The organism is Sphingorhabdus sp., from assembly GCF_050921905.1.
Lineage (GTDB): Bacteria > Pseudomonadota > Alphaproteobacteria > Sphingomonadales > Sphingomonadaceae > Sphingorhabdus_B.
This window is the reverse complement of the sequence record NZ_CP050888.1, coordinates 816,189-830,628: the sequence shown is the minus strand read 5'-3', so window position 1 is coordinate 830,628 and position 14,440 is coordinate 816,189. Positions and strand designations below refer to the sequence as shown.

Annotated in this window: 15 protein-coding genes; all 15 read left to right on the top strand. The window is 55.2% G+C overall.

What is annotated here, in order from left to right; translation table 11 throughout:
* The first annotated feature begins 2 nt into the window (after positions 1 to 2).
* The 15 genes from HEQ18_RS04000 to HEQ18_RS03930 all read left to right on the top strand — a co-directional run bounded on the left by HEQ18_RS04000 (position 3) and on the right by HEQ18_RS03930 (position 14,440).
* Positions 3 to 1,208: an NADH-quinone oxidoreductase subunit D gene (locus HEQ18_RS04000; protein WP_397579936.1), complete on the top strand. Its 1,206-nt coding sequence runs from the start codon at positions 3 to 5 to the stop codon at positions 1,206 to 1,208.
* On the top strand, positions 1,208 to 1,387 hold the full coding sequence (locus tag HEQ18_RS03995; RefSeq protein WP_432815608.1) for a hypothetical protein: 180 nt from the start codon (positions 1,208 to 1,210) through the stop codon (positions 1,385 to 1,387). Before HEQ18_RS04000 ends, HEQ18_RS03995 begins: the two co-directional genes overlap by 1 nt.
* Positions 1,388 to 1,477: 90 nt before the next feature.
* Positions 1,478 to 1,705 (top strand): hypothetical protein, encoded by a 228-nt coding sequence (locus tag HEQ18_RS03990; protein ID WP_432815607.1) that lies wholly within the window; start codon positions 1,478 to 1,480, stop codon positions 1,703 to 1,705.
* Positions 1,706 to 1,708: 3 nt separating this feature from the next.
* On the top strand, positions 1,709 to 2,377 hold the full coding sequence (locus HEQ18_RS03985) for a complex I 24 kDa subunit family protein (protein ID WP_432815606.1): 669 nt from the start codon (positions 1,709 to 1,711) through the stop codon (positions 2,375 to 2,377).
* Positions 2,378 to 2,522: 145 nt separating this feature from the next.
* The gene (locus tag HEQ18_RS03980) at positions 2,523 to 2,660 is read left to right on the top strand and encodes a hypothetical protein (protein ID WP_397604572.1); all 138 of its coding nucleotides are present in this window, start codon (positions 2,523 to 2,525) and stop codon (positions 2,658 to 2,660) included.
* Positions 2,660 to 3,955 carry an NADH-quinone oxidoreductase subunit NuoF gene (gene nuoF, locus HEQ18_RS03975; RefSeq protein ID WP_397604571.1) on the top strand — a complete coding sequence of 432 codons (1,296 nt, stop codon included), beginning with the start codon at positions 2,660 to 2,662 and terminating at the stop codon, positions 3,953 to 3,955. Before HEQ18_RS03980 ends, nuoF begins: the two co-directional genes overlap by 1 nt.
* Before the next feature lie 157 nt (positions 3,956 to 4,112).
* Complete coding sequence (gene nuoG, locus HEQ18_RS03970) at positions 4,113 to 6,128, top strand: NADH-quinone oxidoreductase subunit NuoG (protein WP_432815605.1); 2,016 nt, start codon at positions 4,113 to 4,115, stop codon at positions 6,126 to 6,128.
* A gap of 97 nt (positions 6,129 to 6,225) precedes the next feature.
* Positions 6,226 to 7,272, top strand: a complete 1,047-nt coding sequence (nuoH, locus tag HEQ18_RS03965; RefSeq protein WP_432815604.1) for an NADH-quinone oxidoreductase subunit NuoH — start codon at positions 6,226 to 6,228, stop codon at positions 7,270 to 7,272.
* The gene (gene nuoI / locus HEQ18_RS03960; RefSeq protein ID WP_397604567.1) at positions 7,269 to 7,757 is read left to right on the top strand and encodes an NADH-quinone oxidoreductase subunit NuoI; all 489 of its coding nucleotides are present in this window, start codon (positions 7,269 to 7,271) and stop codon (positions 7,755 to 7,757) included. Before nuoH ends, nuoI begins: the two co-directional genes overlap by 4 nt.
* Before the next feature lie 12 nt (positions 7,758 to 7,769).
* Positions 7,770 to 8,390, top strand: coding sequence for an NADH-quinone oxidoreductase subunit J (locus HEQ18_RS03955; RefSeq protein ID WP_432815603.1), 621 nt, complete (start codon positions 7,770 to 7,772; stop codon positions 8,388 to 8,390).
* Complete coding sequence (nuoK, locus tag HEQ18_RS03950) at positions 8,387 to 8,692, top strand: NADH-quinone oxidoreductase subunit NuoK (protein WP_125230259.1); 306 nt, start codon at positions 8,387 to 8,389, stop codon at positions 8,690 to 8,692. The genes HEQ18_RS03955 and nuoK overlap by 4 nt, the downstream gene beginning before the upstream one ends.
* A 6-nt stretch (positions 8,693 to 8,698) precedes the next feature.
* Entirely contained in the window at positions 8,699 to 10,723 is a 2,025-nt protein-coding gene (nuoL, locus tag HEQ18_RS03945; protein WP_432815602.1) for an NADH-quinone oxidoreductase subunit L, read from the top strand.
* Complete coding sequence (locus HEQ18_RS03940) at positions 10,723 to 12,282, top strand: NADH-quinone oxidoreductase subunit M (RefSeq protein WP_432815601.1); 1,560 nt, start codon at positions 10,723 to 10,725, stop codon at positions 12,280 to 12,282. The genes nuoL and HEQ18_RS03940 overlap by 1 nt, the downstream gene beginning before the upstream one ends.
* A 2-nt stretch (positions 12,283 to 12,284) precedes the next feature.
* Positions 12,285 to 13,727, top strand: coding sequence for an NADH-quinone oxidoreductase subunit NuoN (nuoN, locus tag HEQ18_RS03935; RefSeq protein ID WP_397604563.1), 1,443 nt, complete (start codon positions 12,285 to 12,287; stop codon positions 13,725 to 13,727).
* A gap of 53 nt (positions 13,728 to 13,780) precedes the next feature.
* On the top strand, positions 13,781 to 14,440 hold the full coding sequence (locus HEQ18_RS03930) for a biotin--[acetyl-CoA-carboxylase] ligase (protein ID WP_432815600.1): 660 nt from the start codon (positions 13,781 to 13,783) through the stop codon (positions 14,438 to 14,440).

Sequence of the window (14,440 nt, the reverse complement as noted above, 5' to 3'; positions counted from 1 at the left end):
GCATGCAGCAAGATCTCGCGCCTACCACTGGCGATGAAGTCATCCAGAATTACACGATCAACTTTGGACCTCAGCACCCCGCAGCGCACGGCGTTTTGCGTCTGGTGATGGAACTGGACGGTGAAATCGTTGAGCGGCTTGACCCGCATATCGGCCTTTTGCACCGAGGCACCGAGAAACTGATCGAGTATAAAACCTATTTGCAGGCTTTGCCATATTTCGACCGGTTGGATTACGCATCGCCAATGGCGATGGAGCATAGCTATGTGCTCGCGATTGAGAAATTGTTGGACCTCGAAGTGCCGCTTCGCGCGCAATATCTGCGCGTGTTGTTCGCCGAACTAACGCGGATCAAGAATCACACGCTGAACATTGCGCACCACATTATCGATGTCGGCGCGATGACGCCGCCTTTGTGGCTGTATGAAATCCGCGAAGACATCATGGGCTTTTATGAGCGCGCCAGCGGTGCACGTATGCACGCGGCATGGTTTCGTCCCGGCGGCGTGCATCAGGATGTGCCGTTAAAGCTTTTAACCGACATTGCCGAGTGGCTCGATGACCGCATGCCGCGCTTGTTTGAGGACGCAATGTCGTTGGTGGTCGACAACCGCATTTTCAAACAACGCAATGTCGATATCGCAATCGTGTCAAAGGAAGACGCAATCAAATGGGGCTTTTCCGGCCCGATGATCCGTGGCGCTGGCATCCCTTGGGATATCCGCAAGAGCCAGCCTTATGACGTCTATGACCGGATGGAATTTGACATTCCCGTCGGCACTCGCGGTGATTGCTACGACCGGTTCATGGTCCGCGTCGAAGAGGTACGCCAATCGGTCCGCATTATGAAGCAATGCTTGCAACAGATGCCCGAAGGTCCGGTATGCAGCGACGACCGCAAGGTTGCGCCGCCCAATCGCGCCGAAATGAAGCAGTCGATGGAAGCGTTGATCCATCACTTCAAACTCTACACCGAAGGCTTTAAAGTGCCCGCAGGCAGCGTCTATGTCGCCACCGAAAGCCCCAAGGGCGAATTCGGCGTGTATCTGGTCGCCGACGGCAGTAACAAGCCCTATCGCTGCAAAATCCGGCCGACGGCCTTTTCGCACCTCCAGGCGATGGATTTCATGACCCGTGGGCATATGCTGGCGGATACGACCGCAATCTTGGGCGCGCTCGACATCGTGTTTGGGGAGTGTGACCGGTGATGACACGCGAGCTTATGTTTTTGGCATCGGCGGCCTTCGGTTCAGTCGCGTTGGTCGCGGCCTATCTCTATTTGTTTCATGCCGAGGTGTCGGCAAAGGAAGTGGGTTCGACCGCTGCGGCCATGATGTTTGGCGCGTATATCGGGCGGATTTGGGGACGGAAAGAGGCACATGGCTGACACGGCACACATCCCCAACGAAGCCGAAACCCCCGTTAAGCGGCGCGTTTTCATGCTATCAACATCGCTGCTGTCGGAAGGAGCAATGCTATGACCGAGAATGTTGAGAATTTAATCTTGGAACGCTTGCGTCGGATGGATGAGCGTTTGGGCAATATGGAAGACGATATAAGGGGCATTAAGACCCGCGTGTCTGCGATAGATGAGCATTTGGCTGGTATGTTGATCAGCCTTGGCGGGCTAAATACGCGCATGGATAAGTTTGACGAACGTCTTGTGCGCGTCGAACGCCGTCTGGAATTGGTGACGCCAAAGTAACTTATGACTGACACTGCACACATCCCCAACGAAGCCGAAACCCGCGCGAAATGGGGCAGCTTTGCCTTTTCGCCGGAATATAAGGCCAAGGCCGATATGTATATCGGCCGCTACCCCGCCGGACGGCAGCAATCGGCCGTGATGGCGTTGCTTGACCTGGCACAACGTCAGGTCGGCGCAGAAACGCAGACTCAGGGCTGGTTGCCGGTGCCGGTGATCGAATATGTCGCGAACTATCTCGGCATGCCCTATATGCGCACTTACGAAGTTGCGACTTTCTACACGATGTACAATCTCGCGCCGGTTGGCCGTTATCATGTGCAAGTGTGCGGGACGACGCCATGCATGTTGCGCGGGTCGGATGATATTATCGCTGCGTGCAAGAGCCGTGGACTATTGAAAGGTGCGACGACCCCCGACGGCATGTTTACGCTGACCGAAGTGGAGTGCATGGGCAATTGCGCGTCGGCACCAATGGTGCAGATCAACGACGATAATTACGAAGATCTTGATCATAGCAGCATGACCGCGATCCTAAAAGACTTGGCCGAGGGCAAGCAGCCAAAGGTCGGCACGCAATTGCCGGGCCGTCACACGGTGGAGCCTTATGGCGGTGCAACGACCTTGCATGCCATGGTGGACAAGAACCATGACTATCGGGGGGAATATTGATGTTCGCCTTTGCCGCATCCAACTCGGTTGCCCCAGCGCAGGCTGGGGCCCATCGCGTCTCTAAGTCACGAACGACAGGCGAGATAGGCATCAGCCTACGCTGGTGCGACGTGGCGTGTTTTGGTGCGCTTGGGGGTTGGAACTAATGGAATCTCTTCCCCTCATTGGCATTTTCATCGCCGCGTTCGTCGCGTGGAAATTGCTCAAGGGCGTCATTAAGCTGGCCGTTATTGGTTTGCTGATCGTCGGGGCGGCTTGGTTTTTTATTGGAGGTTTGGGCTGATGCTCGCTGACAAAGACCGCATTTTTACCAATCTATACGGTTATCAGGACTTCGCCCTGAAAGCGGCGCAGGCGCGTGGTGATTGGGACAAAACTGCTGACCTGATGAAGGTCGGGCAGGACGCGATTATTGAGGAAGTGAAGGCGTCGGGCCTGCGCGGTCGCGGTGGTGCGGGTTTCCCGACGGGAATGAAGTGGAGCTTCATGCCCAAGGCACCAACGCCTGAACGTCCCAATTTCCTTGTCATCAACGCCGATGAATCCGAACCCGGTTCATGCAAGGATCGCGAGATCATCCGTCATGACCCGCATAAGCTGATCGAAGGCGCGCTGATCGCTGGTTTTGCGATGCGCGCCCGTGCGGCCTATATCTACATTCGCGGCGAGTATATTTTCGAAGCCAAGGTGCTCGAAAAAGCGGTTGCCGAGGCCTATTCGGCAGGTTTGCTGGGCAAGAATGCCGCAAAATCAGGCTATGACTTTGACGTGTTTGTCCATCGCGGCGCGGGCGCCTATATTTGCGGCGAAGAGACCGCGATGATCGAGAGCCTTGAAGGCAAAAAGGGCCAGCCGCGCCTGAAACCCCCATTTCCGGCAGGGGCAGGGCTGTATGGTTGCCCAACGACGGTCAACAATGTCGAAAGCATTGCGGTCGTGCCAACCATATTGCGGCGCGGCGCGGCGTGGTTCAAAGGCTTTGGTCGCGAGAACAACCATGGCACAAAACTGTTCCAGATCTCCGGCCATGTCGAAAAGCCATGTGTTGTCGAAGAGGAAATGGGCATCCCGTTTCGCGAGCTGATTGAAAAGCATTGCGGCGGCGTTCGCGGCGGTTGGGACAATCTCCTCGCGGTCATTCCCGGCGGATCGTCAGTGCCATTGGTCCCTGCGGCCATGATGATGGACGTGCCGATGGATTTTGATGGCTGCAAGGCTGTTGGCTCCGGCCTTGGCACGGCGGCGGTTATCGTGATGGATAAATCCACCGACATTGTGCGCGCGATTTCGCGATTGAGCTATTTCTACAAGCATGAAAGCTGCGGCCAATGCACACCCTGCCGCGAAGGCACAGGCTGGATGTGGCGAGTCATGGAAAAAATGCGCACAGGCAATGCCGAGATTGGCGACATTGATACCTTGTATGATGTGACCAAACAGGTTGAAGGCCACACCATTTGCGCATTAGGCGACGCGGCGGCGTGGCCAATTCAGGGCCTGATCAAGCATTTCCGCCCCGAGATGGAGCGACGGATTAACGAGGCCAAGGGTGACAATATGTTGGAGGCAGCGGAATGAAGGTTGGTTTTTCCAATAACGTCACCCTGAACTTGTTTCAGGGTCTATCTTGCCTTTCTGGGTCTGGATATGCTGCACGATGGATGCTGGAACGTCAGTCACCAGAGGTGAAACAAGTTCAGCATGACGGCAGATTGTTGGAGGCGGCGGAGTAAACATGCCTAAAGTCACCGTAGACGGATTAGAACTCGAAGTCCCTGCTGGCGCAACCGTCCTTCAGGCGTGCGAAATGGCGGGGAAGGAAATTCCGCGTTTTTGCTATCATGAACGGCTGTCCATCGCGGGCAATTGCCGCATGTGTTTGGTTGAGGTTGCCCCCGGGCCGCCAAAGCCGCAGGCGTCTTGCGCGTTACCCGCTACCGAGGGCCAGATCATCCGCACAGATACGCCAATGGTTAAAAAGGCGCGTGAGGGGGTGATGGAATTTTTGCTCATCAACCACCCGCTTGACTGCCCGATTTGCGACCAAGGCGGCGAATGCGATTTGCAGGACCAAAGCGTGGCTTATGGGCGCGGTGCGTCGCGTTTTGAGGAAAATAAGCGCGCGGTTACCGAAAAATATATGGGGCCGCTCGTCAAAACGGTGATGACGCGCTGTATTCAGTGCACCCGCTGCGTCCGTTTTGCCGAGGAAGTTGCCGGCATCGAAGAGGTTGGCGCGATTGGTCGCGGCGAGAATATGCAAATCACGACCTATCTTGAACATGCCATGCAAAGCGAGCTTTCGGGCAATGTCGTTGACCTGTGCCCCGTGGGTGCCCTGACCGCGAAACCTTATGCTTTTGAGGCGCGTCCGTGGGAATTGAAGAAGACCCCAAGTATCGACGTCATGGACGCCGTTGGCACCAACATCCGTCTTGATAGCCGGGGCAGGGCCGTGCTGCGCGCCTTGCCGCGTATCAATGACGATGTGAACGAAGAATGGGCGTCGGACAAAACACGCCATGCCGTTGATGGCCTGATGCATCGCCGTTTGGACAAGCCTTATATCCGCAAGGATGGGAAGCTGGTCGCGGCAGACTGGGCTGAGGCCTTTGACGCCATTAAGGCGCATTGGACCGGCGCAGCGGCGGTGCTGGCAGGGGATCAGGTTGATTGCGAAACCATGTTCGCCGCGCGCGAACTGGCTGGGGCGTCGATGTTGGAGGGTCGCCAGACGGGATTGGCTTATGACACATCCTCACTGTCTGCGGTGAATTTCAACACCACGATATCGGGCATCGAAAATGCCGATGTGGTCTTATTGGTCGGCAGCGATTTGCGGCGTGAGGCGCCATTGGTGAACACAAGGCTTCAAAAGGCCATTCGCAAGCGCGGGGCAAAGGTGTTTGCCATCGGTCCCGTGACGGACCTGACCTATAAGGTCGAGTGGCTCGGCGATGACCTGAGCGCGCTGACCAAATTGCCTAAGGCCCTGTCCGATGCGTTGAAGACCGCCGAACGTCCGGCGATCATCGTCGGCGGTGGTGCGTTGCGTTATGCTGGTGTCCACGGCGCGGCGTTGGCCTTTGCGAAAAAATATAAGCTCGTCCGCGATGGTTGGAACGGTTTCAACGTTTTGCATTTTGCCGCGGCGCGGATGGGTGGCCTAATGCTTGGCTACGCACATGACGGCGGCATCAAGAAGCTGGCGGCGGCTCAGCCGAAGCTGGCGTTTTTCCTTGGCGCGGATGAGGTGGATTACGGCCTGTTTGCCGACAGTTTCAAAGTCTATGTCGGCCATCATGGCGACGATTTTAATAGGGCGGGGGGCGCGCATCATGCCGACGTGATTTTACCCGGTGCAGCGTATAGCGAAAAATCGGGCACCTATGTGAACTTGGAAGGCCGCGTTCAACGCGGCGAGCGTGCGGTATTCCCGCCCGGCGACGCCCGCGAAGATTGGGCTATTTTCCGCGCACTGTCAGATGTGCTGGGCAAGCGCTTGCCATTTGACAGCCTCGACGCCTTGCGCGCCGAAATGGCGAAGGCCGTGCCTGCTCTGGGTGTTGAAGGGCTGGCGGATTATGGTTGGTCGGAACCATCGCTACCATCGGATGTGAACGGCAAGATTGCCGATTATCCGATTAAGGATTTCTACCTGACCAACGCCATTTGCCGCGCGTCCGAAACGATGCAGAAATGCTCGGCGGAACTGGTGCATGGCACGCAGTTTTTGGAGGCGGCGGAATGACGAGCGCTAACGCAATTCTGCCATCTACCGTCACCCTGAACTTGTTTCAGGGTCCATTTCGCCTTTCTGCGTCTGGATGCGACGAGGGAGTAGAATAATGACATCCTTCTTCCAAAATCTCGGCATGAGTTATGAGGCCGCATGGTTCACCGCGACCATCGCGGGAATCCTCCTGATTGCGCTGCCGCTAATGCTGGCGGTGGCGATGATCATTTATGCCGAACGTAAATTATGGGCGGCTTTCGCACTGCGCCGGGGACCCAATGTCGTCGGCCCATTTGGGGTGCTGCAAAGTTTCGCCGATGGCTTGAAGGTATTCTTGCAAGAAACCATCATCCCAAGCGCGTCGAACCGTGGCTTATTCCTGATCGCGCCGATCATCACCTTCACTGTCGCATTGATGGCTTGGGCGGTTATTCCCTTCGCCGATGGCGTGGTGCTTTCGAATATCAATGTCGGCTTGCTCTACATTCTGGCGATCAGCAGCTTGGGCGTTTACGGCGTGGTGATTGCGGGATGGGCATCCAACTCTAAATATCCATTTTATTCGGCGATGCGCGCCGCCGCGCAGATGATTTCATACGAAGTCTCCATTGGCTTCATCCTGATCTGCGTCGTTTTATGGGCTGGCACCTTCAACGTAAGCGGTATTGTTGAGGGGCAGCGTGGGCATATATTTGGCTTTATCAACGCCTATGCGTTCAACCCCTTGCTGTTCCCAATTGCGGTGATGTTCCTCATCAGCTCAATGGCGGAAACCGCACGTGCGCCGTTCGATTTGACTGAGGCCGAGAGCGAATTGGTTGCCGGTTATCAGACTGAATATTCCTCCATGGCCTTCGCTTTGTTCTGGTTGGGTGAATATGCCAACGTCCTGTTGATGTGCGCGCTGAACGCGATCCTGTTCTGGGGCGGATATTTGCCACCCGTTGATTGGGCACCGCTATACGCCGTTCCAGGCATCATCTGGTTCTTTGCCAAAATCCTTTTGATGTTCTTCATCTTCGCATGGGTGAAGGCAACCGTGCCGCGTTACCGTTATGATCAATTGATGCGTCTGGGTTGGAAAGTGTTCTTACCGATTTCGCTCTTCTGGGTCTTTTTGGTGAGCGGTTATCTTATGTGGACAGGACATTTCGCATGACCAGCATCGCCCACCTCATCAAAACCTTCACCCTTTGGGAATTCGTTAAGGCGCACATGTTGACCTTGAAATATTTCTTCAAGGCAAAGGCGACGATCAACTATCCGTTCGAAAAGAACCCGCTTTCCCCACGTTTTCGCGGCGAACATGCGCTGCGGCGTTATCCCAATGGTGAGGAACGCTGCATCGCGTGTAAATTATGTGAGGCGGTGTGTCCGGCCTTGGCCATTACCATCGAGTCCGAACCACGCGAGGACGGCAGCCGCCGGACCACGCGCTATGACATTGACATGACCAAGTGCATTTACTGCGGATTTTGCCAAGAGGCATGTCCGGTCGACGCCATTGTCGAGGGTCCGAACCTCGAATTCGCAACAGAAACGCGTGAGGAACTGCTCTATGACAAGGCCAAGCTCCTCGACAACGGCGCAAAGTGGGAACGGGCAATCGCCGCGAACCTTGCCGCCGATGCACCCTATCGTTAAGGGCGACCCATCGTGATCCAACTCGTCTCCTTCTATATCTTCGCCAGCATGGTCATCGCGTCCGCCGCGATGGTCATCTTTGCCCGCAATCCGGTGCACAGCGTGCTGTGGTTGATTGTTGCCTTCTTTAACGCGGCAGGCCTCATGGTCCTGATCGGTGCAGAATTCATCGCGATGCTGTTGGTCATTGTCTATGTCGGCGCGGTTGCGGTGTTGTTCCTGTTCGTCGTGATGATGCTCGACATTGATTTTGCGGAATTGCGTGCAGGTTTCGTCAAGAATGTGCCGCTTGGGCTTTTGCTCGCGGTGGTTTTGGTGGCTGAACTGGTGTTGGGCATTGGCGCGTATCAGGCTGGTGCCGTGAAGCTTGGCACGCCTGAGGCTGGTGTTGCTACCGTGTCTGCGACAGTGCCTAATATCGAGGCGATTGGTGCGTTGCTGTATAGCAAATATGTGTTCTTGTTCGAAACGGCAGGGTTGATCCTGTTGGTCGCGATGGTTGGGGCAATCGTTCTGACGCATCGCCGCAGCCATGGCACACGCGGCCAGAACATTAGCAGCCAGATCCAGCGCCGCCCGCAAGACGCGACGCGCAATGTTAATCAGCCCGTCGGGCAGGGGATTGAGCTGTGATTGGTATCGAACATTATCTCGTCGTCAGCAGCATATTGTTCGTTATGGGCGTGCTGGGCATTTTCCTGAACCGCAAAAATGTCATCATCATTTTGATGGCGATTGAGCTCATATTGCTTGCGGTGAACATCAATCTGGTCGCGTTCAGCGTGTTTTTGGGCGATTTGACCGGCCAAATCTTTGCGATGTTCGTTTTGACCGTCGCGGCGGGTGAGGCCGCAATTGGCCTTGCGATATTGGTTATCTATTTCCGCGGACGTGGCACCATAGCCGTTGATGACGTCAATCGGATGAAGGGATAACATCCAGTGACTGCAATCCATATCATTGTTTTTCTACCGCTTTTGGCTGCGCTGGTCGCCGGTCTTGGCCAGCGCTTCATCGGCGCGTTGGCGGCCAAGACGATCACGACCGCTGGTTTGTTTATTGCTGCATTCCTAAGCTGGCCGATCTTCATCGGTTTCCTGAATGGCAGTGAAACGGCCTATGTGCAGCCCGTGATGACATGGGTGCAGTCGGGGGACCTGACCTTTGATTGGGAATTACGCGTTGATGCGCTGACCGCCGTGATGCTCGTTGTCATCACCAGCGTGTCGGCGCTCGTCCATCTCTATAGCTGGGGCTATATGGAGGAAGATCCCGATCAGCCGCGCTTTTTTGCCTATCTTTCACTGTTTACCTTCGCGATGTTGATGTTGGTTACGGCCAACAACCTGGTGCAGATGTTCTTTGGATGGGAAGGCGTTGGCCTTGCGTCTTATTTGCTGATCGGTTTTTGGTACAAGAAACCAAGCGCGAATGCGGCGGCGATCAAGGCATTTGTCGTCAACCGGGTCGGCGACCTCGGCTTCATGTTGGGCATTTTCGGCATATTCTGGTTGTTCGGCACCGTTTCGATCCCCGAAATCCTGGCTGCCGCGCCCGACAAAGTAGGCTCAAGCATCGGCTTTTTGGGCCTGCGCGTTGATACCATGAGCTTGCTGTGCATATTGCTGTTCATCGGTGCGATGGGCAAATCGGCGCAGCTTGGCCTGCACACATGGCTACCCGACGCGATGGAGGGCCCAACGCCCGTTTCCGCGCTGATCCATGCGGCGACTATGGTCACCGCTGGCGTGTTCATGGTGTGCCGCCTGTCGCCCTTGTTCGAAACCAGCCAGTTCGCATTGGACGTGGTCACGATCGTTGGTGCCACGACCGCGATTTTTGCTGCAACGGTTGGTCTTGTGCAGACCGATATCAAACGCGTTATTGCGTATTCCACATGTTCGCAACTGGGATACATGTTCTTTGCAGCCGGAACCGGCGCCTATGGCGCGGCCATGTTCCATCTGTTCACGCATGCCTTTTTCAAGGCGTTGCTGTTCCTCGGCGCTGGTTCGGTCATCCACGCGATGCACCATGAACAGGATATGCGTTGTTATGGCGGCCTGCGGAAACATATTCCGCTGACATTTTGGGCGATGATGGCGGGCACGCTGGCGATTACCGGTGTTGGTATCCTTGGGGTAGCCGGATTTGCAGGCTTTTATTCAAAGGACGCCATCATCGAGGCCGCGTTTGCCAGCGAATCCACCTATCATATGTATGGCTTTGCCATCGGTGTGATCGCAGCGTTGCTGACGAGTTTCTATAGCTGGCGTCTGATGTTCCTAACCTTCTTTGGAAAGCCGCGTTGGGAGCAATCGGAGCATATCCAGCACGCGATGCATGATCATGGCGACCATGACGCACATGCGCATGCCGCGACCAGTGACGGAACGGCGGGCTATCATCCGCATGAAAGCCCATGGTCGATGCTGACGCCTTTGGCATTGCTAACCATCGGTGCGGTTTTTGCAGGCTTTGTCTTCCACAATGCGTTTATTGGTGCGGAAGCGGGCCAAGCGTTTTGGGCAAACAGCACACTCTATTTCAACGCGCATCTGATGCATGCCATGCACGAAGTGCCGTTGTGGGTGAAATTGTCGTCGACCGTGGCAATGCTCATTGGCCTGACCACGGCCTATTTGATGTACCAAAGGTCGGAAGACGCACCACAACGTTTGGCGACGACCTTTGCGCCAGTTTACCGTTTCTTCCTCAACAAATGGTATTTTGACGAGCTGTATAGCTTCGTTTTCGTTCGCCCAGCCTTTTGGTTCGGACGTCTGTTCTGGAAGCAAGGCGACATAGGGATTATTGACCGTTTTGGCCCCAATGGTTCGGCAGCGTTTGTTTCCTTCGGTAGCAAATTGGCTGTGCGAATGCAGTCGGGTTATCTTTATACATATGCGCTTGTGATGCTTCTTGGTTTGGTCATCGCGGTTAGCTGGATGATGGTGAGAGTGTAATGAACGCCGCGGATATCCCTGTACTTTCGATCATGCTGGCCATTCCAGTGGTCGCAGCGGCAATATGCCTGTTTGTGCGCGCTGAACTTGCGCGCATGTTTGCGCTGTCGGCGACATTGCTGAACCTGGTGCTTGGTGTCGTGCTCTGGCTGTATTATGATCCAGCGGGCGCGCAGTGGCAGTTTACCGAAAGCTTTAATGTGTTCGGCCCCATTGGCTGGCGGCTTGGCATTGACGGCATTTCGCTGACGTTGATCATGCTGTCGGTATTCCTGATGCCGATTTGTATCGGGGCAAGCTGGACATCCATCCAAAAACGCGTCGGCGAATATATGGCGGCGTTCCTGCTGATGGAAACGCTGATGATTGGCGTTTTTGCGGCGCAGGATTTGTTGCTGTTCTACATCTTCTTTGAAGCCGGCCTAATCCCGATGTATCTCATCATCGGCATTTGGGGTGGGCAAGACCGCATTTACGCGTCGTACAAATTCTTCCTCTACACCTTGCTTGGTTCACTCGTGATGTTGATCGCGATGCTTTGGATGATCCAATTTGCGGGCACTGCGGATATTCCGACATTGTTGAATACCGATTTCCCTGCAGAAGCGCAGAAATGGCTGTGGTTCGCGTTTTTTGCATCCTTTGCGGTGAAAATGCCCATGTGGCCAGTACACACTTGGCTGCCCGATGCCCATGTTCAGGCACCCACTGCCGGTTCAGTCATATTGGCTGGCGTGCTTCTCAAAATGGGCGGTTACGGCTTTTTGCGTTTCTCTTTGCCGATGTTTCCAGAGGCAAGCGCTGACTTCATTCCATTGGTGTTTGGTCTGTCGATGGTCGCGGTGGTCTACACCTCGCTCGTTGCATTGGTGCAGCAGGATATGAAAAAGCTGATTGCGTATTCATCGGTTGCGCACATGGCGATTGTGACAGTCGGCCTATTCACCTTCAATCAACAAGGTATCGAAGGCGCGATCATCGTGATGTTGAGCCATGGCCTCGTTTCGGGCGCTTTGTTCCTGTGCGTTGGGGTGATCTACGACCGCCTGCATACGCGTGAGATCAGCCGTTATGGCGGCCTCAGCGTCAATATGCCCAAATATGCCTTATTGTTCATGCTGTTTACAATGGCGAGCGTTGGTTTGCCAGGCACCAGCGGGTTTGTAGGTGAATTTTTGAGCCTTGCGGGTGCTTACAAGGTGTCGACTTGGGCCACATTCATTGCGACCACAGGCATTATCCTTGGTGCCGGCTATATGCTGTATCTCTATCGCCGCATTGCATTTGGGCCGCAGGTCAATGCTGATGCGGCTGCGATGTCGGACGTCAATGGCCGTGAAATGTGGCTTCTCGCGCCCATCGGGGTCGTTGTCTTATGGATGGGCGTATATCCGGAAACATTCCTGGCACCCATCCGCCGCGACGTGGCGACGATTGTCGCCCGCATTGAACGCGCTGCACCCGTTGGGGACAGCAAGCTGAAATTAGTCGACCCGACAACCGCGCGCTATCGCGTGGTGCATGGTCCGGAAAAAAACCTGGCTGAGGGGAGCCATTGATAATGGAACTTAACGCCTCTCTCTCTCTGGTCCGTCCAGAAATCATCTTGAGCTTCTCTGCGCTTGGCCTGCTGCTTGTGGCGGCGTGGCGTGAACAGGCCGGTCGCTTGATCAGCATATTGGCGGTTACTGCGCTTGGTGCCGCTGCTGCATTCGTCATCAACTTTATGATGAATGGCACAAATTTGTCCGCTTTTGATGGCCTTTTGGTCAATGATGCATTTGGCAATTTCTCCAAGATACTGATCTTCATTGCGGCCGCAATCTCGTTGATGATTGCGCCCCGCTTCTTGGAGAATGCGGGTGCGATGCGGGCCGAATATCCGGTGCTTATCCTGTTGTCTTGTGTGGGCATGGGCGTGATGGTTTCGGCAACTGACCTGATTTCTCTCTATATTGGTTTAGAGCTGCAGAGCTTGTCCGCTTATGTCCTTGCAAGCTTTGTGCGCTCGGACGGGCGTTCGGCAGAAGCCGGGCTTAAATATTTCGTCCTTGGTGCATTGGCCAGCGGCATGCTCTTGTTCGGCGCGTCTTTGGTGTACGGCTTTGCAGGCTCTACAAGCTTTGCCGCTATCGGCGCGGCCATGGATAACGAGGTCGGCCTTGGCCTGATCTTCGGCATTGTGTTCATCCTCTCGGGCCTGGCCTTCAAAATTAGCGCCGCGCCTTTCCACATGTGGACGCCGGACGTGTATGAAGGTGCGCCAACCCCCGTAACCGCATTCTTCGCCAGCGCGCCAAAGGTTGCGGCAATTGCGTTGACCATCCGCATCGTGCTTGAGGCATTTGGCTCGCAAATATTGGTTTGGCAGCAAATCATTATAGCCGTAGCGTTGATGTCGATCATCATCGGCGCAGTCGGCGCCATTGGGCAGCAAAACCTGAAGCGCCTGATGGCCTATAGCTCTATCAACAATGTCGGCTTCATCCTGATTGGCCTTGCCACTGGAACGGAGCAGGGCGTTTCTGCGATGCTCGTCTATTTGGTGATCTATGTTGCCATGACCTTAGGCAGCTTTATCTGCCTGATGCAGTTGAAGGATAAGGACGGTGACTATCGTGAAGAATTTGCCGACATATCCGGTCTATCCAAGACGCGTCCTGCCTTGGCCGCTGCGTTGGCAATATTCATGTTCAGCCTTGCCGGTATTCCGCCATTATTCGGTTTCTGGGGTAAGCTCGTGGTGTTTAACGCTGCGGTGGCCGCCGGGCTTTTGCCACTGGCCGTCATTGGCATCACCGCGTCGGTGATTGGCGCATTTTATTATCTGAAGGTCGTCAAGGTCATGTATTTTGATGATGCTGCGGATGTAATTGTTGAAAGCGATGATAGGGTTCTCGTCTGGACCGGCGGCATATTGGCCGCAGCGAACTCACCTTTGGGCTATTTCGCGATACCTGCGCTTGGCATCTGGACGGCTTATGCCGCGAGGGCGCTGTTCTGACGCCCATCTTTGAAGAAGTTGCGCGCACTGGGTCAACGAACGCGGATCTCTTATTGCGGGCGGCACAAGGCGCGCCCGAGGGATTATGGCTTCGCGCCGATGCGCAAGATGGCGGGCGTGGGCGACTTGGCCGTGCTTGGGAAAGCCCGAAGGGCAACCTCTTTGCCAGTTCCATTGTGCGCTTGCGCGATACAGACCCTTCGCCCGCGGGTCTGGCTTTCGTAACCGCCGTTGCCGCATATGACGCCATCCGGCACATTGCGCCGCAAGTTCAACTTATCCTTAAATGGCCCAATGACATTTTGGCGCATGACGGTTCAAAGCTATGCGGCATATTGCTGGAACGCGCGTCTGACGCGGTGGTTGTGGGCATTGGCCTAAACCTTGTCTGGCACCCGCAAAATCTGGATCGGAAGGTGTCTGACCTGCTGGCGCTTGGCGCAACGCCGCCCGATGCGCAAACAGCAGTGGAGATCGTGGCCGAGGCGTTCGCCCGCTATCTGAATGTCTGGCGACAGTCGGGGCTGTGCACTATCGTCCGGCATTGGGAAGCGTATGCCCACCCTCGCGGCACAGCCTTGTCGGCGACACTGCCTGATGGAGAGGAAGTAGACGGTCTGTATACCGGGCTCGATGATGATGGTGCTTTGCGGCTTCGCTTGGCGGATGGTTCAATTCGTGCCATTCACGCCGCCGATGTTTTTCTAATTTAG

Bases quoted from the DNA above. Each gene is read 5' to 3' on its own strand.
- HEQ18_RS03980 (WP_397604572.1), top strand. From the start codon at position 2,523: ATGGAATCTCTTCCCCTCATTGGCATTTTCATCGCCGCGTTCGTCGCG.
- nuoF (WP_397604571.1), top strand. From the start codon at position 2,660: ATGCTCGCTGACAAAGACCGCATTTTTACCAATCTATACGGTTATCAG.
- HEQ18_RS03995 (WP_432815608.1), top strand. From the start codon at position 1,208: ATGACACGCGAGCTTATGTTTTTGGCATCGGCGGCCTTCGGTTCAGTC.
- nuoG (WP_432815605.1), top strand. From the start codon at position 4,113: ATGCCTAAAGTCACCGTAGACGGATTAGAACTCGAAGTCCCTGCTGGC.
- nuoN (WP_397604563.1), top strand. From the start codon at position 12,285: ATGGAACTTAACGCCTCTCTCTCTCTGGTCCGTCCAGAAATCATCTTG.
- nuoH (WP_432815604.1), top strand. From the start codon at position 6,226: ATGACATCCTTCTTCCAAAATCTCGGCATGAGTTATGAGGCCGCATGG.
- nuoI (WP_397604567.1), top strand. From the start codon at position 7,269: ATGACCAGCATCGCCCACCTCATCAAAACCTTCACCCTTTGGGAATTC.
- HEQ18_RS03990 (WP_432815607.1), top strand. From the start codon at position 1,478: ATGACCGAGAATGTTGAGAATTTAATCTTGGAACGCTTGCGTCGGATG.
- HEQ18_RS03985 (WP_432815606.1), top strand. From the start codon at position 1,709: ATGACTGACACTGCACACATCCCCAACGAAGCCGAAACCCGCGCGAAA.
- HEQ18_RS03940 (WP_432815601.1), top strand. From the start codon at position 10,723: ATGAACGCCGCGGATATCCCTGTACTTTCGATCATGCTGGCCATTCCA.
- HEQ18_RS04000 (WP_397579936.1), top strand. From the start codon at position 3: ATGCAGCAAGATCTCGCGCCTACCACTGGCGATGAAGTCATCCAGAAT.